Genomic DNA, 20,821 nt, shown 5'->3' with positions numbered 1-20,821 from the left:
CCGGATCAACGAACCTCAAACCATACAGGACCAACAGATGAAAAACCTATTTCTGAGCACCAGTATCTCCCTGTTATTCGCCACCTCCGCCTTTGCGGCGGGCAGCCATGGCGGCGGCCATGGCGAGGACCACGCCGCGATGATGGAAATCGGCCTGCCCGGCACGGCCGCCAATGTGACCCGCACCATCGACGTGACCATGCGCGAAACCGACGAGGGCATGGCGTTCGAGCCGAAGAGCTTTGACATCGAGCAAGGTGAAACCATCCGCTTCAACGTGAAGAACGCGGGCGAGATCGAGCATGAGTTCGTCATCGACACGATGGATGGCAATGCCGAACACCGCGAGATGATGGCCAAGATGGAAATGGAGCATGACGACCCGAATTCCGTCCGGCTCGATGCAGGCAAGGAAGGCGAGGTGATCTGGACCTTCGCCAACGCCGGGACGTTCGAATTCGCCTGCCTGATCCCGGGTCATTATCAGTCCGGCATGTATGGCCCGATCACCGTGTCCGAGAAACTGGCCGAAGCGCCGGTCGAATATTCCACCGGCAAGGTCAAGAAGGTCGACAGCAAGGGCGGCAAGGTGACGATCATCCACGGCCCGCTGGTCAACCTCGACATGCCGTCGATGACCATGGTGTTCCGGGCGGATGAAGATCTGATCGGCAAGATGAAGGAAGGCCAGAACATCGACTTCGTCGCCGAGCGGGTCAAAGGCAAGCTGACCGTTGTCGCGATGAAGTAACGCATCAAAGCGGGGCCGGTCGCGCGGACCGGCTCCGCAACTTTCCTCGCCAGAATATCGGGAATGCCCAGCATGCGCCCCTTTCTTGTCACCTTGAGCCTCGGATTAGCCGCCATCCCCGCCGCTTCGGGGGCGTCGGCACCCGTTGACCTGGCGCGTCCGGGACAACAGGACGCCCAACCCGTCTCTGCCGATCAACCCGGGACACAAGTGGAAACACAGGCAGCTTCTGAGCCCGAGATAGACACCGTGATCGCGATCACCCTCGTTGAGACTCCGGCAGGCTACATGCGCTTTTCGCCGCAAGCTCTGCATGTGAAAAGTGGCATGACAATGCGGGTCACCTTCAGAAATGAAAGCCCGCGCGAGCACGCGATATATCTCGGCGCGCAGCACGAGGTCGAGAAACTTCGCAGCCGGCGCGCGGCCCATCCGCAAGCCCCGATCGACACCACCGACACGCTCCGCATTCCCGCAGGAGGCGATGCCCAGTTGATCTGGCGGTTCACCGGCACCGAACCGGTTGATTTTCTCTGCCTGCTGCCCGGTCATTTCGAGGCCGGGCTGCGCGGTCTGTTCGTCGTGCATGATCACGGCACCGAGCCCGAGCAGCCCTCCTCCCTGATTGCCCGGCCCTGATCTGCGGGCTGCCTGAACCGGATGCATCTCTTGGACAGATACCACCTGATCGTGCATGACATCGCCGCGCTGTTCGGCTATGAATATGGCGATGCGGTGCCTTCATGGGCTCATCCGTTTATCCACCTTATCCTTGTCGCGATGCCGGTAATGCTCGTTGGCGCGCTGATTTATCTGGTCCTGCGCTGGGGACTGGCTTATCGGTCGCGCCCGCCGCGCGGCCCGGAAGTACAGGCGCCGATCCGCGGTCTCGACCCGAGCCTCGTGCGCATGGTGCTACGCCATTCGCGTCATCGCCAGGCGTTGACGATCCTGCTCAGCCTTTTGGCGATGCCGATCCTCTACGTGACCCTCGAATTGCCCAAGCAGATCGTGAACAATGCGCTTGAGGCGGAGCGGTTTCCGGTTGCGATCCTCGGGTTTCAGCTCGATCAGGTCGCGCTGCTGGCGCTGCTTTGCCTGACCTATCTCGTGGCGATCATCCTCAACGGGCTCAACAAATACACGCTCAACGTGCTCAAGGGCGATCTTGCGGAACGGTTCCTGCGTCGCCTCAGATTGCTCGTCTACCGGCAGTGGCGCCGGGCCGGAGCCCGCAACCGTCAGAGCGAGATCATCCCCATCCTCGCGCAGGAAGTCGAGCCGATCGGCGGTTTTGCCGCCGATGTGCTGACCCTGCCGATCCTGCAGGGCGGCACGCTGGCGACGATCCTGCTGTTCATGTTCGTACAGGACCCCTTGCTCGGCGCCGCCGCGCTGACGGTCCTGCCGGTGCAGATTCTTCTGCTGCCGAACCTGCAGCAGAAGGTCAACGCATTGTCGCGCCTGCGCATTCGCGAAGTGCGTCTGATGGGGCGGCAGCTGGGCGAAGAGTTCAGCCTCGAGCGTCCGGCCGCTGACGGGCTGCGGCGCGGCGCCAGAGGGTTTCGGGAGCTTGAACAGATCCGGCGACGCATCTTCCGGCTGAAATATTTCTTAAAGGCGCTCAACAATTTCCTCACCGCGCTGACGCCGTTCCTGTTCTATTCGCTTGGCGGGTATTTCGTACTCGAAGGCCGCATCAGCCTCGGCGCGCTTGTTGCAGTTCTGGCAGCGCACAAGGACTTCTCGGCGCCGCTGCGGGAATTGTTCCGCTATTATCAGATGTCGGCCGACAGCCGGGTCAGGTATCAGGAAGTCAATGCGTTCTTCTCATCCGAAGGCGAGGTCGAGGCGACAACCCTGCCGTTGTCCCCCCGCCGAACCTCCGTACCACTGCGGCGGATCAATACTGCCATGGAAGGTCGCCAGATTGTTTAACGAAGGAGAAAAACCATGAAATGGGGAACTATCATCGCGCTGCTTATCGCGGCTGCGGCCCTGATCTTTTACCTCACCCAGGACCGTTCCGGCGGCCCGAATAACGCAGGTGTCGCGGAAACGCCTTTGCCTGAAGGCGCACTGGTCGCGGTCACGCTGCCTGCCAGTTTGAGCGACCAGGAGAAGATGGGTGAACGCGCCTATGACGCGACCTGTGCGACCTGCCACGGGGCCAACGCTCAGGGCCAGGACGGCATCGCGCCGCCGCTCGTGCACAAGATTTACGAGCCGAGCCATCACGGAGACATGGCGTTTCTTGTCGCCGCCAAAAATGGCGTGCGCGCCCATCACTGGAACTTCGGGAATATGCCGCCGATCGAGGGCATCACCCAGGCCGAGGTGCGCGACATCGTCGCCTATGTCCGGGCTTTGCAACGGGCGAACGGGATCGAATAGCCCGGTGGCAGGACCAGGATCAGCCGCGGGCAACTCTCGATGATCGCAGGTCTTTAGGAACGGTTTTCGCCGCGAAGCCCTCGCTTGTTAACAAAGCTCAGGTCGGGCCCGACCCAGCCGGGCATTCCCTATCGTCGCGACGCCAGCACGGCGGGGGCGGTTCTGTCTTCTGATGTCATGAAATCGGACAGCGTCGCGGCGAGTTGGGTCCAGTCGGTAAACTCGTGCTCCCCGTCAGCCGGATCATAATCATGCCCGCGCAATACTACGTGGCGTAGGACCTGGGTGGCGAAATAGTCATAATCACCGGTCTTGACCGCCCCGGCGACCAGCGCGACGGCGTTCGGTGTGAATTGGGTGCGCATCTCCAGCTCCGTGACATATTCCATTGCCTCTTCACGCCCTTCCGCGAAGGCCGCATTCAGGCTGACCGACAGTAATAATGTGTTGTGGGTCTGCAGTTCGTCGCGGTGGGCGGCGAGGAATACTTCGAAGGTCTGGGGGTGGCGGCGCTCGTGAACCGATCCTGCCAGAATGATCCTGTCGAGATCCCGAAAGGTAACGGCCGAGGTTTTCCGCGAGATATCGAACAATTCGACCTCATGACCGGCGTCGACAAGCTCCTTCTGGATATGGCGGGCGATCTTTCGGGTCTGGCCCTCGACGGTGGCGAATGCGACAAGAATCTTCATTGTTTGGCCTTCCGTTCGGCGAGTGGTTCAGCTGTGATCCCTTCATCATAAGGCACTGTGCGTTGCCGCGCCCTGATCTGGATCAAGTCTGGAACATGTCGGACCATGTTTGCCCCCTTGCGCTTCAGCGGGAGGTGAAAGGACCGCGCTCGGCGCCCTGTCTTTAGCGGTCTACGCACCGTCACCTGACAAAAAGATCGCAGCCGGACCGCCTTTCGCCGGGGGGATCGGCCAGATTTGCCGGGCCTTGGCCGGGGCTGGCGGCGTGTCCGTATCCACCGCGTGATCGAGGGTCACCACGCAATGCAGAACCTGTCCGGCGTGGCGACGCGCGAAGGCCAGCACGCCGCTTGCCGCTTCCGTCCTCTCGTAACTGCCTTCGAGGAACAGCCCGGGATTATCCCGGCGCAGCCGCAGGAGCGCATGGGTCAGCGCGAGCTTTTCGCGCGCCAGTCCCGGCGGCAGGGGCGATTTTCCCGCGAGCGCGTCCGACAGAAGGTCGAAATCAACCGCGCCGCGATTGTCCGGATCGGTAAGGGCGAAAAAGGCGGTTTCGCTGCCCTGGTAGATGTCGGGGATACCAGGGATCGTCAGCTTCAGCGCCGTCTGTATCAGCGAGATGCGTCGGGTGATCTCGTCGAGGTCTTGCGGATGCGGATGATCGGCCAGGCGCAGCCCGGCAAGATGCCGGGCAAACTCCTGCGCCTGTGCTTCCAGCGCCGTATTCGGCGCGGTGTGGAAAGATCCGCTTTTCGCCTCGCGCAGGGCTTTCACCGCATGATCGGCCAGCCGCGTTGCTGCTTCCGGTGCCTCCTCGCCGAAGGCCAGGCGGCTCTGAACGAGATACCAGATCGTGTTGGCGTCCAGATCCGGCGGCGCCATTCCGGCGCAGGCTTCGGCAAAGGCGCAAAGACCCTTGGCGTCCCGGCTTGCCGCCAGAAGCCGGGCGCGGGCGTCTTCGGAACGTTTGGTATCATGCGAGGAGGTCAGGGTCAGCCCGTGCGGCATCTGCGCCCTGCGCTGCGCCATCATCGCGTGGAATTCATCGACCGAGAGGGCGCCATCGTCGGGCTCGCCGGCGACCTCGTTCATCGCGAGCAGCCGGACCTCGCGGTAGAATGCGGTGTCTTCCTGCGCCTTGGCCGCGACCGCGCCTGTCACCTGCTGCAGGCGCTGGCGCAGGCGCGCCGCCGCCGAGCCTGATGCCAGGATCGCAGCACCCAGGGCCGACAACGCCGCCGCGCCCAGTAGACCGGCATCGGCCCGGGCCAATGTATCCTCGATCAAGGCGCGGTCCTGCGGCGATATTGTCCGGGCGCCCATATAGGTGCGATAGCGTGGAAAGGCGGCGACGAAGGCGAGGATTGCCTGGCGTCCGGCCTCGGGGCCGATCTCCCGCCCTTGCGGCAAAGCCGCGAGCGCTGCCGCGAAAAGCTCCTGCAGCTGCCAGAGTTCGGCGGCCAGATCCTGGCTCAGGATCTGGCGTTTCGCCGCTTTCAGGACCGTCTCGAAATCATCGGTGCGACCGGTCAGGCGGCGATAGCAGGCACCGATCTCGGTCAGACCCTTCTCATGGACCAGCAGCCGGTTCAGACTTCGGGTGATTTCGTAGCCGGTGGTGCCCTCGACGGGCCAGTCGGGCAGGGATTCCGGGCCGGTGAGGATTTTCTCAACCCAGAGCGGCAGATCCGGCAGGCGCTGGCGCAGCCGTGCCAGATATCCGGCCGGATCGGCAAGCCCGTCGATATGATCGATCCTGACCCCGTCGACGATATCGGCGGCAACGAGGTCGAACAGCAGGGCATGGACATCCTCGAAGACAGCCTCGTCCTCGACCCGCAGGCCGATGAGCCCGGTGATGTTGAAGAAACGCCGATGCGAGATCGCGTCCATCTCGCTGCGCCAATGGATCGCCTGCCAAGGCTGTTCGTCGTGCAGCTTCGGGATGGCAGCGGGGTCTGTGCGCGCGGCTCCCAGCGTCGCGGTCGACGCCAACGGGATGCGCAGCGCATCACTCACCAGCACCGGACCGTCGTCATCCTCCTGCACGCTGAACCGCCCGGCCTCGGCCAGTTCATGGAAAGGGGCAGACAGCCAGGGGAGTCGCAGTCTGCCTTGGCTTTCCAGAAGATCGAAATGTCGGATAAAGCGGCTTTCGCTGCCATGGCGCAGCAGATCGCGCAGCCAGGGCGTCTGCGGCGAGAATGCCATGTGATTGGGCACGATGTCGAGAATGAGTCCCAGCCCTTCGGCCTTGAGCGCGCGCGAGAGCCTTTCCAGCCCGGCGCGACCGCCGAGCGCGGGGTCGATCCGCGTCGGATCGGTGATGTCATAGCCATGGGTCGAACCCTCGTTCGCGCAGAACAGGGGTGAGGCATAGAGGTGGCTTACCCCGAGTTCGGCGAGATAGGGCGCCAGCGCCGCGGCACGGTCGAAATCCATGCCATTGCGAAATTGCAGGCGGTAGGTCGCAGTGGGCAGTTTCACGGGACGGCACCTCCGGGGCGGGGACGTTCGGCGCGCATCAACGCCGCAATGCGCTGGAATTGCGGATGTTCGGCAAGGTCTTCCAGCCTAGTCGGACTGCGCGGCCGCCAGTTCGGATAGGCGTCGATCGTGCCCGGCAGGTTGGTCGGCGCGGTCGGGCCAACGAGATCCGCAAGGCGCAGGGCGCAAAGCAGGGAGGGCGTACGGGCCAGGAAGCGATGCGCCGCCACCAGCACCGGGTCAGGCAGGCTGGGAGCCGTGGCGCTATGACTCGTTTCGAGGGCTCCGTTGCGGGCAAGGGCATGCAGCAGGGCGGCGCGTTCGCTGGCGCGGTGGCGGGAATGCTGGCGCGATGTCTCGGCATCAACAAGCCCGTGTTCGCGGCGCAGCGCGATGTCGATACCCTGCCACCAGCCGCTCAGCACCGGCATGTCATGGGTCGAAATACAGGCCAGCGCCTTGGCCGGATAGGCAACGCTGTCGAGGAAACCCTGTTCGGATTGCTCGAAATAGAGGATCCGGTAGGACAGTATGTTGGCCGCCGCCATTGCCGTGCGGAACCCCTCCGGCACGAAGCCAAGATCTTCGCCGATGATCACCGCCCCGTGACGGCGCGACAGCTCCGCCAGCGCGTCGAGCAGGGCCGCGAAAGGCTGGCGCAGATGGGTGCCCGCTGCTGCGGGCGCGCCTTCGGGGATCAGGAAGAGCTGCCACAATGCCATCACATGATCGATGCGCAGCGCACCGGCATCGCGCAATTGCGCCGCGATCACCTCGCGGAACGGCGCGAAACCGGTCTGCGCCAGAGCGGTTGGCGATGGAGCGGCGAGGCCCCAGTTCTGCCCCCCGGTGGCAAAGATGTCAGGCGGCGCGCCGATGCTCAGCCTTGGCAACGCCGCAGCGGCGCCTGACCAGGTCGAGGAGCCATCCGGCGCCTCTCCGACCGCAAGATCGAGATAAAGACCGATCCGCATGCCTTGCATGCGTGCCTGCGCCGCCGCCTCGCCGAGCTGACGGCGGGCGACCCACTGAAGCCAGAGGTGAAAGGTGATCTCGCGCGCCAATTTCCGCGCCAACTCCGCCACTTGTGCGCTGCCGGGGTCGCGCAGCGGCTCTGGCCAGCCATGCCAGCCCGCGCCGTGTCCCTGTGCCACCATGTGATGCGAAAGCGCTTCGAACAGCGCGTGGCGGCGCAGTGCCTCTTCGCCTTCTGCACAGAAGGTCTCGAACTGGGCTTCTTCCTCGGCACCATCGTGGGGGCGCGTCGCGAAGATGTCCTGCAAGGCCCGCAGCTTCAGCCGTGTCACCTCGACGTAATCCACGAGTTCGGTGCGGCGCAGCTCGGCAATTTCCGGCGGGACGATCGCACCCGGCAGGGCATCCACGGCGATGTAGAGCGGGTTGAGGAAGCGGCGATTGGAGGGCGAGAAGGGGCTGATCCGACCGGGATCGGCGGTGAAGAGCGCATGTAGCGGGTTGACACCGAGGAAGTCGGCCCTGGCCGCGCCGCAGATCCGCGTCAGCTCGGCCAGATCGGCGAAATCGCCGATGCCCCAATTGCGCTGTGAGCGCAGTTCGTAAAGCTGACAGAAAACGCCCCAGCCGGGCGCGCCCTGCAGGCTCGGCGGAAGAAAGCACCGCGCATCCTCTGGCACCTGCATCGTCACCGGCGCCGACGCTCCCGAAGGTGCAACCTCGGGATCGACGCCAAGGCCGCGCAGGATCAGCCGCAGGGTTTCGGGCGGCACCGGGCGGGGGGCGCCGCTGCCCGGCGCGACATAGGACGTTGTAAGCCCGTAATGACGCGCTGCTCGCTCAAGATCGGCGCTCATTTCAGCACCTGAAGGTAATGGCGCACCAGCGGCGGCGCATCCTCCTGCCCATATTGATGGAACAGCTCGCCCTCGGCCGTCGGCAGGGGGGCGGCGCGTTCGGAGAGGCTGGCCCGCAGCGCGAGATTGGCACCATTGAGCCGCCAGTCCACCGCGATCACCCCGTTTTCGGCGGTGACCAGCCTTCCCGCCCCGGCGTCGGTACCGGAGAGATAGGGCGTCACGTGCCGGGCACGCAGCGTCAGCAATTCACGCATCCGCGCCAGGGCGGCGCGCCCCGCGGGCGTGTCGCGGCGGCGGCGATCGAGACGGGAGGCCTCAAAGGTCGCGGGGGCAATAGGGTCCGGTACCTCGCTGGTGGCGAAGCCGGAAAAATCGGCGAATTCGCCGCGGCGTCCGCGCGTCACGGCAGCGCCGAGGTCGCCCTCGAAACCAGCAAAGAACAGGAAAGGCCGCGTCTCGCCGTATTCGTCGCCCATGAAGAGCAGCGGGATATGCGGCGACAGCAGCAGAATGGCGTTCAGCGCCGCGAGCATTTCGGGCGCTATGAGCGTGCCCAGCCGTTCCCCGAAGGCGCGGTTGCCGATCTGGTCGTGGTTCTGAAGGAAATCGACAAAGCTCGCGGGCGGCAAATGCGCCGAAGGATGGCCGCGCCCGTTCTCGCCCTGAAGGGCGAACCCCTCGGCCAATGCGCGGCCCAGCAACCGCCAGGACCCTTCCGCGAAGGGACGGTAATAGCCTTCGGACTCGCCGGTGACGGCGACATGGGCGGCGTTGTGGAAATCATCGTTCCACTCGCCGCGGTAGAGTGGCGGCTCCTTGCCGCGCGGCTCGTGCAGATGCGTGACGTTGCGGTTGTCCTCGGTGGTCAGATAGACGGGGCGGTCGGGCAGGGCGCGTGGCAGCTCCTCGCCGAGCTCGACGGGCAATTCCGGCTGCGACGGGTCGCGGATCTGGTCGATGGCATCGAGCCGAAGACCGTCGAAGCCGAATTCGCTCAGCCAGTAGAATGCGTTCTCGATGAAGAAGCGCCGCACCGGAGCGCGGGTGTAGTCGATCCCGGCCCCCCAGGGGGTATGGCGCGACGCATCGAAGAATTCCGGCGCATAGGCATGGAGATAATTCCCCTCCGGCCCGAAATGATTGTAGACCACATCGAGCAGCACCATCAGCCCCCGTGCATGGGCAGCAGCGACCAACGCGCGCAGGTCATCCGGGTTGCCATAGGCCGGGTGCGGGGCATAGGGCAGCACCCCGTCATAGCCCCAGCCCTGCTGCCCGCCGAAATGTGCCACCGGCATGAGCTCGATGGCGGTGAACCCGAGATCGGCGAGATCGTCCAGATACGCGATCGCGGCGCGGCAGGTGCCTGCCTCGGTGAAGGTGCCTAGGTGCAATTCATAGATCACCGCCTCTTCCCAGGGCCGTCCGCGCCAGAACGCGGGCCGACGCGGCGCTACCAGTCTCGAGAGGCCATGCACGTCTGCGGCCTGCTGGCGGCTCGCGGGATCGGCCACAACGCTCCCGTCGTCCAACACGAAACCATAACAATCGCCCTCATCGGCCCGCGCCTCGCCGGAGAACCAGCCATCCGGCATGGGCTGCATCGCAAGGTCGTCGCCGCCGAGCCGCAGCGCCAGACGCTCCTGTCCCGGCGCCCAGAGGCGGAAGCGCCAGGAGCCGTCACCCAGCGGCCGGGCGCCCCAGCTGTATTCCCATTCACGCATCCTTGCGGCTTTCCAGCAGGATCAGGGCGCGTTCCGGCAATTCCAGCGCGCCGCAATCGATTTGCAATGACCGGAGATCGGCGACCCCCTTTGCCGTGTCCACCAATCGTCGCCATTGCCGCTTTTCCGCGCCCGGGAGCCGGAAGTTCAGCGGCTCGTGTCCGGCGTTGAACAGCATCAGCATGGCGCCTTCACCGGCCTGTTGCATGAGCAGTCCGGTCGCGCGGTTCCCGTCGTCCTCCCAATCCTGCGGTGACATCTCGCGCCCCTCCGGATGACGCCAGCCCGCACAGCGCGGCGCGCGCAGGCCGGGCCAGTCGCGCAGGTAATGCGGGTCGGTGAAATGCGACCTTGCGCGGCGGATCGCCAGCAGGCCGCGCATGAAATCCTCAAAGGGACCGCCCATTGCCGCCTCGGACCAGTCGAGCCAGTTGATTTCTCCGGGCTGGCAATAGGTATTGTTGTTGCCGTTCTGACTGCGGCCCTGTTCATCGCCCATCAGCGTCATCGGAGTGCCCTGGCTGAGCAGCAGCGTCGCCATCAGGTTGCGCCGCTGCCGGTCGCGCAGGGCGTTGATGGCCGGATCGTCGGTCGGGCCCTCGGCGCCGCAGTTCCAGCTCAGATTATGATCGTGCCCGTCGTTGTTGTCCTCGCCGTTCTCCTCGTTGTGCTTGTGATCGTAGCTCACCAGATCCATCAGGGTAAAACCATCATGGGCGGTGATGAAGTTGATGCTGCTCCAGGGGCGGCGCCCGTCATGGGCAAAGGTCCCCGCCGAGCCGAGCAGACCGTCCGAGACCTTGCGCATCATCCCGCCGTCGCCGCGCCAGAAGGCCCGCACGTCGTCGCGGTAGCGGTCGTTCCATTCGGCCCAGACCGGCGGGAAATTTCCGAGTTGATAGCCATTCGGCCCGGTATCCCAGGGTTCGGCGATCATCTTGACGGTCTGCAGCACCGGATCCTGGCGGATCGCCTCGTAAAAGACCGCGTCGCGGCTGAAATGGGCGTGATCGCGCCCCAGCGTCGTTGCCAGGTCGAAGCGGAAACCGTCCACATGGCAGACCTCGACCCAGTAGCGCAGGGAATCCATCACCATCTGCAACACCCGGCTGTTGCGCAAGTTCAGCGAATTGCCACAGCCCGTGGTGTCGAAATAATGGCGCGGGTTCTCGTCAAGCATGTAATAGCTGGCATTGTCGATCCCCCGGAAGGACAGGGTCGGGCCCAGCTCGCTGCCTTCGGCGGTGTGGTTGTACACCACGTCGAGGATGACCTCGATCCCGGCCTCGTGCAGGCGACGCACCATGAGCTTGAACTCATGTGGATTGCCCTGCGGGGTCAGGTAGCGCTGCGCGGGCGCGAAGAAGCCGAGCGTGTTGTAGCCCCACCAGTTCACCAGGTTCTTCTCGCTGAGATGTCCGTCATCGTAATAGGACTGGATCGGCAGGAGTTCGATCGCCGTGACCCCAAGCCTGACCAGGTGATCGATGGTGCGCGGATCGGCCAGCCCTTCGAACGTGCCGCGGATCGGGGGCTCGAGATCCTCCCGCCCCATGGTCATGCCGCCGACATGGGCCTCGTAGATGACCGTCTGCGACCAGGGTGTCTCGAGCCGCCGGTCGCCGCCCCAGGTATGCGTGGTGTCAACCACGACGCATTTGGGCATGACAAATGCGCTGTCGCGCCGGTCGAAGGACATGTCGGCCTTGTCATGGCCGATCCTGTAGCCATGCAGCGCGTCGTGCCAGCGCAGATCGCCGTGATGGCGAAGCGCGTAAGGGTCGAGCAACAGCTTGTTCGGATTGAAACGGTGTCCCTCTTCGGGCGCATAGGGGCCGTTTACCCGATAGCCGTAAAGCTGACCGGGGCGCACTTCGGGCAGGTAGCCATGCCAGATCTGATGGGCAAATTCCGGCAGGGCGACCCGCTCGATCTCGCGGCGGCCGCGCTTATCGAAAAGGCAGAGTTCCACCTTGGTGGCATTAGCCGAGAACAGCGCGAAATTCGTGCCGCTCCCGTCCCAGGTCGCGCCGAGCGGGCGGTCGCTCCCTGGCAGGACGCGGCTGCCGGTGTGAACGGCGGGAGCTTTGGGCATTCTGGATCTACTCCGCTGTGAGGATGATGATGGCGAGGGGCGGCAAGGTCAGGGCGGCGCTGAAAGGCTGGCCATGACTGCCCGGTTGTTCGGCCACGACACCTTCGGGATTGCCGACGCCGGAACCGCCATATTGCTCGGCATCCGAATTCAGCACTTCGCGCCAGCGCCCGCCGGAGGGCAGGCCGATCCGGTAATCCTGCCGGGGCGTGGGGGTCATGTTGCAGATGACGGCGACGGGGGGCGTCTGCGCTGCGCCCTTGCGCAGATAGGAAAAGACGCTGTTCTCGCTGTCCCCGCCCTCGATCCACTGGAAACCCTCAGGTTCGCAATCGCGTTCATGTAGCGCCCGTTGGCCGCGGTATATCGCGTTCAGATCGCGGACCAGACGGCGCAGCCCTTCATGGGCCGGATCTTCCAGCAGATGCCAGTCGAGCGAGCGGTCATGGTTCCATTCCCGCTCCTGACCGAACTCGCCGCCCATGAACAGGAGCTTCTTGCCAGGATGTGTCCACATGAAGCCCAGATAGGCCCGCAGATTGGCGAACTTCTGCCAGCGGTCGCCGGGCATCTTGCCCAACAGCGAGCCCTTGCCATGCACCACCTCGTCATGGCTGAGCGGCAGGATGAAGTTCTCTGAAAACGCGTAGTGCAGTCCGAAAGTCATCTCGTGGTGATGGTATTTGCGATGCACCGGGTCCTGGGACATGTATTGCAGCGTGTCGTGCATCCAGCCCATGTTCCATTTGTAATCGAACCCCAGCCCGCCTTCGGACACCGGGATGCTGACGCCGGGCCAGGCGGTGCTCTCCTCGGCCATGGAAAGCGCGCCGGGACTGTATTCGGTGATGGCGCTGTTCATTGACTTGAGGAATTCGATCGCATCGAGGTTCTCGCGCCCGCCGAAACGGTTGGGGATCCATTCGCCCTCGTTGCGGGAATAGTCGAGATAGAGCATCGAGGCGACGGCATCCACGCGCAGGGCATCGACATGGTATTCCTTCAGCCAGAAAACTGCCGAGGCACGCAGGAAATTCGCCACTTCCCGGCGCCCGAAATTATAGATCAGCGTGTTCCAGTCCTTGTGAAAGCCAAGGCGCGGGTCGGCATGTTCGTAAAGCGCCGTACCGTCGAAATGCGCCAGCCCGTGGGCATCGGAAGGAAAGTGTGCCGGCACCCAATCGACGATGACCCCGATCCCGGCATTGTGCAGCCGATCCACCAACGCGGCAAAATCGGCCGGGCTGCCGAAACGCGATGTCGGGGCAAACATGCCGATCGGCTGGTAACCCCAGGAACCGGAGAAGGGATGTTCGGTGACGGGCAGCAATTCCACATGGGTGAAACCCATGTCGCTGACATAATCTATGAGTTGCTCGGCCAGGGCCGCGTAATCCAGCATCTCTCCGGACTCGCCGCGCCGCCAGCTGCCAAGGTGCACCTCGTAGATCGATACCGGCTGCGCATGCCCGTCGGAGCGCGCGGCCATCCAGGCATCGTCAGACCAATCATGCTCGGGCAGGCCGGAGACGAGCGAGGCTGTCGCGGGGGGCAGTTCGGCGGCGAAGCCCACCGGGTCGGCCTTGAGCGGCTGCAGATGGCCGTAGGCGTTCAGGATCTCGTATTTGTAGAGATCGCCGCGGGTGAGCCCGGGCAGGAAAATCTCCCATATCCCCGCCCCGCCACGGCGGCGCATCGGGTGGCGGCGCCCGTCCCAGGCGTTGAAGTCGCCCACGACACTGACCCGCCGCGCATTCGGCGCCCAGACCGCGAAGGCGACGCCCTCGACGCCCTCATGCACCATCGGATGCGCGCCCAGACGACGGTAGAGCGCCTCGTGACGCCCCTCGGCCAAAAGATATTCGTCTATCTCGCCGAGCACGGGGCCGAAGCCATAGGGGTCGATCCGTTCCCAGCTAAGCCCGTCGCGGCGGCAGTGCAGGCGATAGGCGAAGGGCTCGGCCCGATCAGGAAAATCCGCGTGAAAGAAGCCTTCCCGATGAAGCAGCGTCATCTCACCGAGGGGCTGACCCTCGGCATCGACGATCTCGATCTCCGCCGCATCCGGGGCAAAGACATTGAGCGCGGCCCCGTCGGGACCGCCGTGCAATCCGAGTACGCGAAACGGATCGCCGTGCTGGCCCCGCAGGATGGCTTCGATCTCGTCGGGATCGGGCGCGCGTTCGGGGCGAATTGTCGGCTCGGTCATCGGCTCTGCTCCGCATCGCCCGAGAGGTTGAGCAACCCGCGAAGCGGAATTTCGAGCCAGTCCGGGCGCATCGAAAGCTCGTAACCCAGTTCATAGGCGGCCTTGCGAATCAGGAAGAGATCGAGCAGCGCGGTCTCGAACTTACGGGTCGCCGGATGCAGGGTCGACCCCTTCATCACCTCGCGGTAGGCATCGAGGAACGCGCCTTCGGTCGCCTCGCGCCAGGTCGCGATGCCGCGTGCGGTTGCCTCCGGATCCGCGCCGAACTCGCTGCGACGTCGCATGGTGCTCCAGAAAGCATAGTCAAAGCTGCGCAGCATACCGGCCACATCGCGTAGCGGGGCGCTGCGGGCGCGCCGTTCGGCGACGCTGCGGGCCGGTTCCCCTTCAAAATCGATGATCTGAACGTCGTTCTGCGCCACCAGGACCTGTCCGAGATGGTAATCACCGTGAATCCGGCACATGCCGCCGGACGGCTTGGCGGCTTTGACCGCACCGATACGCTGCTCGAGCGCCCCGCGTCGGCTCAGCAAGCGCCGGGCAAGCTCCTGCGCCGGTTCGGACAGCCCATCGATTGCGGCTTCCAGCCGGTCGAGTTCGGCGGAAAGCTCGGCGAGCGTCTCTTCAAACAGCGCGCTCACGGTCTCGGCGGTCATGGGTTCGACCCCGAAGCCCTCGTCGAGGCCGCCCCCCGCCAGCGCGCGGTGCATCTGCGCCGTGCGGCGACCGAGAGTGTCGCCAAGGTCGAGCGGGCCGCCCAGCATCGAGGGCAGTGCCTCCGCCGCGTGGGGATCATCGGGCTCTCCCCCCATGTCCATACGTTCGAGATCCCGCAACAACGTGTCGGTGATATAGGTCCAGGCATCGCCCTGGTTGCGTACGAAGTCGAAGGCAGCGGCCAGGGTAATGCGGCCGCCGTCGGCCTGTTCGAGCTCCACCGTGCCGAGCAGCGCCGGAGTGGCATCGAACTCTCCCTGTGCGGCCAGGAAGCGGCCGATCTCGATATCCGGCTGAACCCCGTCGCGCAGGCGGCGGTAAAGCTTCAGGATCAGCGTGTCACCGAACGCGATGGAGGCGTTTGATTGCTCGCCCGAAAGCAGGCGCGGCTCCCCGATGTCCTCGCCCAGATCCGACAGGCTCTGTACCGAGCTGAAGACGATCCGGCCCTCCGGTGTTTCCAGCGTCCGGCGCGTGCGCAGGGCGTCGAGCATGGTGCGGGGGAAGGCATCATCGGCAGCCCCGTCGAGCAGCGCCCCGATCCTGTTGGTGCGGCGCAACTTGGCCAGCGTGGCGGGCAGGCGCGGCGAGATGGTCAGCGCCTCTTCGCCCCAGACCGTCGAAAGGGGCAGGAAGTAGCGCTGCATCTCGCCTGCCACGTCGACTTCGGCAATTGCGAGCAGATGCTGGCCATCGGCCATTTCTGTCAGGCTGTGCAGGGTGACGCCGCTAGGCGCCTGTTCCTTTCCGGCGAACCAGCGCTGCAGCGGCAGCCAGTCGCACAGGGTCTGTGACTGGAACTGGCGTGCCGAGCGGTCCTCGAGCGCGGTGGAGATCCGCCCGTCTCGTGTCGTCAGGGTCAGGAAATCCGGCAGCACCTGAACATAGGGCGTATGCCAGGCCGGAGCCTCCTTTTCCTCGGCCAGCAGGAACCAGTAGAATCCATAGGCGGGCAGGGTGAAGAGATAGGGCAGCTCGCCGATCGGCGGGAAAGGGGATTGCCCGGTCAGCTCGACCGGCACCCGGCCTTCGAAATCCCCGAGGTCGATCTCCGCCGCTTGCGCCTGGCGCGAGAGGTTGGCCACGCAAAGCACCACCTGATCGCCGTGCCGCCGCAGATAGGCCAGCACCTTGCGGTTGCGCGGATAAAGGATCTCGATCTCTCCGCGACCGAAGACATCGAGCGTCCGGCGCACCCCGATCATCCGTTTCATCCAGTTCAGCAGCGAAGAAAGCGCGCCTTGCTGGGCCTCGACATTGATCGCCTCGTAGCCATAGACCGGGTCCTGGATCGTTGGCAGATAAAGCTGCTGCGGGATGGCGCGGGAAAAGCCGCCGTTGCGGTCGGCGCTCCATTGCATGGGGGTCCGCACCCCGTCGCGGTCGCCGAGATAGTAATTGTCGCCCATGCCGATCTCGTCGCCGTAATAGAAGATCGGCGTGCCCGGCATCGACATGAGCAGCGAATTGAGCAGCTCGATCTTGCGCCGGTCGTTCTGCAGCAGCGGCGCCAGGCGGCGGCGGATGCCCATGTTGATCCGCGCCCGCTTGTCGCTGGCATAGAAATCCCAGAGGTAATCGCGCTCGCGGTCGGTCACCATCTCCAGCGTCAGTTCGTCATGGTTGCGCAGGAAGATACCCCATTGGCAATCTTCCGGGATCGCTGGGGTCTGGCGGATGATGTCGCTGATCGGGTAGCGGTCCTCCTGCGCCAGTGCCATGTACATGCGCGGCATCAGCGGGAAGTGGAACCCCATGTGACATTCGTCGCCCTCGCCGAAATAGGGACGGGTATCCTCGGGCCATTGGTTGGCCTCGGCCAGCAGCATCCGGCCCTCGTAATGCTTGTCGAGATCGGCGCGGATCGCCTTCAGCACCTCATGAGTCTCCGGCAGGTTCTCGTTGTTCGTGCCGTCCCGTTCCACCAGATAGGGGATCGCGTCGAGCCGCAGTCCGTCCACCCCCTTGTCGAGCCAGAAATGCATGGCGTCGAGCACCGCCGCGAGCACCTCGGGATTGTCGAAGTTCAGATCCGGCTGGTGATCGAAGAACCGGTGCCAGAAGAATTGCTCCGCCACCGGATCCCAGGTCCAGTTGCTGTCATGGGTGTCGTTGAAGATCACCCGCGTCTTGTCCATCCATTTGTTGGGGTCGTCCGACCAGACATACCAGTCTCGTTCGGGGCTGCCCTTTGGTGCATGGCGCGCGCGCTGGAACCATTCGTGCTGATCGCTGGTGTGATTGATCACGAGTTCGGTGATGACCTTGAGCCCGCGCCGATGCGCTTCCTCGACGAAACCTTCGAAATCCTCCATCGTGCCATAGGCGGGGTTGATCGCCTTGTATTCGGCGATGTCATAGCCGTCATCACGCAGTGGTGAGGGATAGAAAGGCAGGAGCCAGACCGCGGTGGCGCCCAGTTCCTGCACGTGATCGAGTCTCGTCATCAGCCCACGGAAATCGCCGATCCCGTCGCCATTGCTGTCCATGAAAGCCTTCACGTGCAGCTGGTAGATCACCGCGTCCTTGTACCAATCGGACGCGCTCTGCGTTGTCGCCGCGCCGGGTGTTTCAATGTCCCGCGTTGTCATGATACCCCTCCCGGCGGCTTCAGTTTCCAGATTGCATAGGGGCGCTCTACCGGATCGAGCCGCAGCCGGTGGCCCTTGCCGTGCCAGGTGAAGCTGTTGCCCTGGATCATGTCCTGCACCTCGATCGAAGCGGCATCCGGCAGCTCGAATTCCCACAATGGCACCTCGAAATCGAAGGTCGCCGCCTGGAACGGATCGATCAGGACGTGAAACAGCAGGTAACTGCGCGATAGCGGGCAGAAGCGGCCGTAGTAGAGCACTTCGTCATGATAGGCGGGGAAGAACCTGAGATTGCGGAAATCCTTCATCGCGGGTTCGCTTTGGCGCAGCTCGTTGATCAACCGCACATCATCGCGGATCGACTCCGCGGCAGCGAAATCCCGTTGCCTGAGCTCGTATTTCTCGCTGTCGAGATATTCTTCGCGCCCGGGCAACGGCGCGCCCTCGCAGAGCTCGAAGCCCGAATACATGCCCCAGTTACCGGCCAGCGACGCCGCCAGGATCACCCGCGTGCGGAACCCGGGCCGCCCCGATGTCTGGTTGAAGATCGGGTTGATGTCCGGCGTATTGGTGAAGAAATTCGGCCGCATGTAATCGCGGCAATCCTCCCGCGTCAGTTCGGTGAGATATTCGGTCAGCTCCGCCTTGGTGTTGCGCCAGGTGTAATAGGTATAGCTCTGGTCGAATCCGATCTTGGCAAGACGTTTCATCACTTTCGGCCGGGTGAAGGCCTCGGAAAGGAAGATCGCCTCGGGATAGCGCTTGCGCACGTCCTCGATCAGCCATTCCCAGAAAGGGAAGGGCTTGGTATGCGGATTGTCGACCCGGAAGACCAGCACCCCGTGACCGGCCCAGAACAGGAACAGGTCGCGTATCGCCTCCCAGAGCGGTGCGTTCGCCGTGCCGTCCTCGCGGTAATAGCGGAAATTGACGATATCCTCGTATTTCTTCGGCGGGTTCTCGGCGTATTTGATGGTGCCGTCCGGACGCCGCTCGAACCAGTCGGGATGTTCGGCGATCCAGGGGTGATCCGGCGAGGCATTGAGCGCGATGTCCATGGCCAGTTCGAGGCCCTGCGCCCGGGCCGCCGCTACCAGAGCCTCGAAATCCTCCATCGAGCCGAGTTCGGGGTGGAGCGCGTCCATGCCGCCTTCGGGCGAGCCGATGGCATAGGGCGAGCCGACATCGCCCGGTTCCGACGTGAGGCTGTTGTTGCGCCCTTTGCGATTGGTCTGGCCGATCGGGTGGATGGGCGGAAAATAGAGCACGTCAAATCCCATGTCGGCGACATAGGGCAGATGGTCGATGACATCGCGGAAGGTGCCGTGACGGCCGTCCTTCCCGAGCGAGCGGGGGAACAATTCGTACCAGGCGGAAAAGGCAGCGCGCTCACGCGCTACATATACCGGGTATTGCTCCGAGCGCGTCAGGTCGGCGCGCGGGCCACAGCGGTCCAGAAAGGCGGCTGTTTCCTCTGAAAAGATCGTCTCGGTATCGCGACGCTTCGCGGCACTGCGCAGGGCCTTGAGCTCGCCCCCCTCTCCGCGCGGCGCTTTCATCGCGTTCAACAGCGCGGAGAGTTCCTGAAACTCGACCCCGATTTCCTGATTGGCGGTAAGCTTCTTGAGCGTGTCGCGACGCCAGGTGCCGAAGAGATCCCGCCAGGCCAGGATGCAGAAATTGCTCGGACCGATCCCCTCGAAGCAAAGCTCGGCCTCCCAGCGATCATTCTCCACATGTTTCAGCCGGTGCTCGCTGCCATCGGGCATCAGCACCGCCGCGGCGAGCACCTCATGTCCGTCGCCGAAGATGTCGGCGCTGATCGTTACCGGCCAACCGCTCACCACATTGGCCGCGAAGGCCCCGCCATTCACCGAGGGGCGAACATCTTCGATCACCATCCTCGGGCCCCAGATCTGCTGCTGCTTTTGCGCCATGCCTTCGTTCACTCCGAAGTTCTGTCTGACTGCCCAGAGACTCTGAGCATTCAACCTTGTGACACGCGATCGGTTCCGGATAGCCGCCGATAATGGCGGAAGATCGCGCCTCCCTATCTGCACATGAGTCTAGACTGGGTGACGCTCCGGTCCAGCCCGGGCACTGAAAGGTCTGCAAAATAGTGCTCGGGCAGGGGCGTCTGACGGCCCGCTCCAATATCGCGGGACGATAGGCTTGGATCTCAGGCCAGCGACCCGCGCAGCCGGATCTCCGTCTCAAGCAGTATGTTCGAATTTTCGCTGCCGGTCTTCGCCGTGCTCATCAGGAGCCGCGCCGCTTCCTGACCCATTCTGCGATGCGGAACATGGATCGTGGTCAGCGGCGGGAAAGACAGTTTGGCGAGTTCCATGTCGTCGAACCCTGTCACGGACACGTCTAAAGGGACATCGAGCCCCAATTCCCGGGCACGGCCGATGGCCCCGACGGCCAGCACATCGTTGCCGCACATGACTGCCGAGGGTCGGTTCTCGCGCGACATCAACGCCTCGAAGGCTTGCGCACCCTCGTCGATCCCATAGGAAGTTTCAACGATATGCACGCGATCCGACCCCAGACCGGCCTGCGCCGCTGCGTCCACGATGCCGCGCACCCGTTCGCGCGCCCGGTCATTGCCTGCCTGTCTCGCGGAGACGATTCCCAGCGATGAATGGCCCCGTGATATCACCGCATGCGCAAGAGCCTTCATGGCCCGGTAATTGTCGAAACCCACGCTGGCCACCCCGGCTCGCGGGTCATGCGCCCAGGCGATGACGACGGGGATGCCCTGACGTTTCAGAAAACTGTAAATCGCGGGATCCCGGTCATAGCCGATCAGCAGCATGCCATCGGCGCCGCGGGCGGCGAGGGTGCGGATCTGCTCTTCCTCCAGATCGGCCCGGTAGGAGGACGAGGCGACGAGCAGGGTGATGCCGTTCTCCCCCAGTTCCTCCTGAAAGGCCTGCAAACCGCGCGCGAAAATCGCGTTCTCCATGGTCGGGATGACCGCACCGACGGTGTTGGTGCGTCTTGCGGCAAGGGCCCGGGCGCCGAAGTTGGGCGAATAGCCAAGTTCCCGTACTGCCGCCATGACCCTTTCACGCGTCGCGCCGATCACCCGGTCAGGCTCGTTCAGGCAGCGCGAGACCGTCGCGGTGGACACGCCGACCCGGCTTGCCACGTCGGCCAGGGTAGGGAGCCTCGAATTGTCCGGTTTGCGGTCGATCATTTGTGAAAACTTCATCCCGGTTGCAAGGTTCTGGAAACTGCGCGCTCTATCAGCAAAAGCCTCCCACAGAAGCTATGTAAGCGCTTGCAGAAAAATCATGCAAGCGCTTACATGCCGGTGCGAA

General features: G+C 64.0%; 13 protein-coding genes. 4 read left to right on the top strand and 9 right to left on the bottom strand.

Going from position 1 to position 20,821, the window contains the following annotated elements:
* The first annotated feature begins 37 nt into the window (after positions 1 to 37).
* The 4 genes from ACFSUD_RS00425 to ACFSUD_RS00410 all read left to right on the top strand — a co-directional run bounded on the left by ACFSUD_RS00425 (position 38) and on the right by ACFSUD_RS00410 (position 3,145).
* Positions 38 to 751 (top strand): copper-binding protein, encoded by a 714-nt coding sequence (locus tag ACFSUD_RS00425; protein WP_386370293.1) that lies wholly within the window; start codon positions 38 to 40, stop codon positions 749 to 751.
* A gap of 249 nt (positions 752 to 1,000) precedes the next feature.
* The gene (locus ACFSUD_RS00420) at positions 1,001 to 1,390 is read left to right on the top strand and encodes a hypothetical protein (RefSeq protein WP_386370290.1); all 390 of its coding nucleotides are present in this window, start codon (positions 1,001 to 1,003) and stop codon (positions 1,388 to 1,390) included.
* Between the two features lie 21 nt (positions 1,391 to 1,411).
* A complete protein-coding gene (locus tag ACFSUD_RS00415; protein ID WP_386370287.1) occupies positions 1,412 to 2,689 on the top strand; it encodes an ABC transporter ATP-binding protein in 1,278 nt (425 codons plus the stop codon).
* Between the two features lie 15 nt (positions 2,690 to 2,704).
* Positions 2,705 to 3,145: a c-type cytochrome gene (locus tag ACFSUD_RS00410; protein WP_386370284.1), complete on the top strand. Its 441-nt coding sequence runs from the start codon at positions 2,705 to 2,707 to the stop codon at positions 3,143 to 3,145.
* 128 nt (positions 3,146 to 3,273) lie between these two features.
* On the opposite strand, the gene ACFSUD_RS00405 is transcribed toward ACFSUD_RS00410, so the two are convergent.
* From ACFSUD_RS00405 to ACFSUD_RS00365, 9 genes are all read right to left on the bottom strand, one after another.
* Positions 3,274 to 3,837, bottom strand: a complete 564-nt coding sequence (locus tag ACFSUD_RS00405) for a flavodoxin domain-containing protein (RefSeq protein ID WP_386370282.1) — start codon at positions 3,835 to 3,837, stop codon at positions 3,274 to 3,276.
* Between the two features lie 171 nt (positions 3,838 to 4,008).
* Complete coding sequence (treY, locus tag ACFSUD_RS00400) at positions 4,009 to 6,324, bottom strand: malto-oligosyltrehalose synthase (RefSeq protein ID WP_386370279.1); 2,316 nt, start codon at positions 6,322 to 6,324, stop codon at positions 4,009 to 4,011.
* Positions 6,321 to 8,156, bottom strand: coding sequence for a 4-alpha-glucanotransferase (gene malQ, locus ACFSUD_RS00395; RefSeq protein WP_386370276.1), 1,836 nt, complete (start codon positions 8,154 to 8,156; stop codon positions 6,321 to 6,323). The genes treY and malQ overlap by 4 nt, the downstream gene beginning before the upstream one ends.
* The gene (gene treZ, locus ACFSUD_RS00390) at positions 8,153 to 9,883 is read right to left on the bottom strand and encodes a malto-oligosyltrehalose trehalohydrolase (protein ID WP_386370273.1); all 1,731 of its coding nucleotides are present in this window, start codon (positions 9,881 to 9,883) and stop codon (positions 8,153 to 8,155) included. Before treZ ends, malQ begins: the two co-directional genes overlap by 4 nt.
* Entirely contained in the window at positions 9,876 to 11,978 is a 2,103-nt protein-coding gene (gene glgX, locus ACFSUD_RS00385) for a glycogen debranching protein GlgX (RefSeq protein WP_386370270.1), read from the bottom strand. The genes treZ and glgX overlap by 8 nt, the downstream gene beginning before the upstream one ends.
* Positions 11,979 to 11,985: 7 nt before the next feature.
* Entirely contained in the window at positions 11,986 to 14,187 is a 2,202-nt protein-coding gene (glgB, locus tag ACFSUD_RS00380) for a 1,4-alpha-glucan branching protein GlgB (protein ID WP_386370268.1), read from the bottom strand.
* Positions 14,184 to 17,495: a maltose alpha-D-glucosyltransferase gene (gene treS, locus ACFSUD_RS00375; protein WP_386370265.1), complete on the bottom strand. Its 3,312-nt coding sequence runs from the start codon at positions 17,493 to 17,495 to the stop codon at positions 14,184 to 14,186. Before treS ends, glgB begins: the two co-directional genes overlap by 4 nt.
* Positions 17,492 to 19,432: an alpha-1,4-glucan--maltose-1-phosphate maltosyltransferase gene (locus ACFSUD_RS00370; RefSeq protein WP_386370262.1), complete on the bottom strand. Its 1,941-nt coding sequence runs from the start codon at positions 19,430 to 19,432 to the stop codon at positions 17,492 to 17,494. Before ACFSUD_RS00370 ends, treS begins: the two co-directional genes overlap by 4 nt.
* A 242-nt stretch (positions 19,433 to 19,674) precedes the next feature.
* Positions 19,675 to 20,697 (bottom strand): LacI family DNA-binding transcriptional regulator, encoded by a 1,023-nt coding sequence (locus tag ACFSUD_RS00365; protein WP_386370259.1) that lies wholly within the window; start codon positions 20,695 to 20,697, stop codon positions 19,675 to 19,677.
* Positions 20,698 to 20,821: the final 124 nt, after the last annotated feature.

The sequence above is a fragment of the Sulfitobacter aestuarii genome, assembly GCF_042685005.1.
Taxonomy (GTDB): Bacteria; Pseudomonadota; Alphaproteobacteria; order Rhodobacterales; family Rhodobacteraceae; genus Sulfitobacter; species Sulfitobacter aestuarii.
This window is presented reverse-complemented; position numbering and strand designations above follow the sequence as displayed.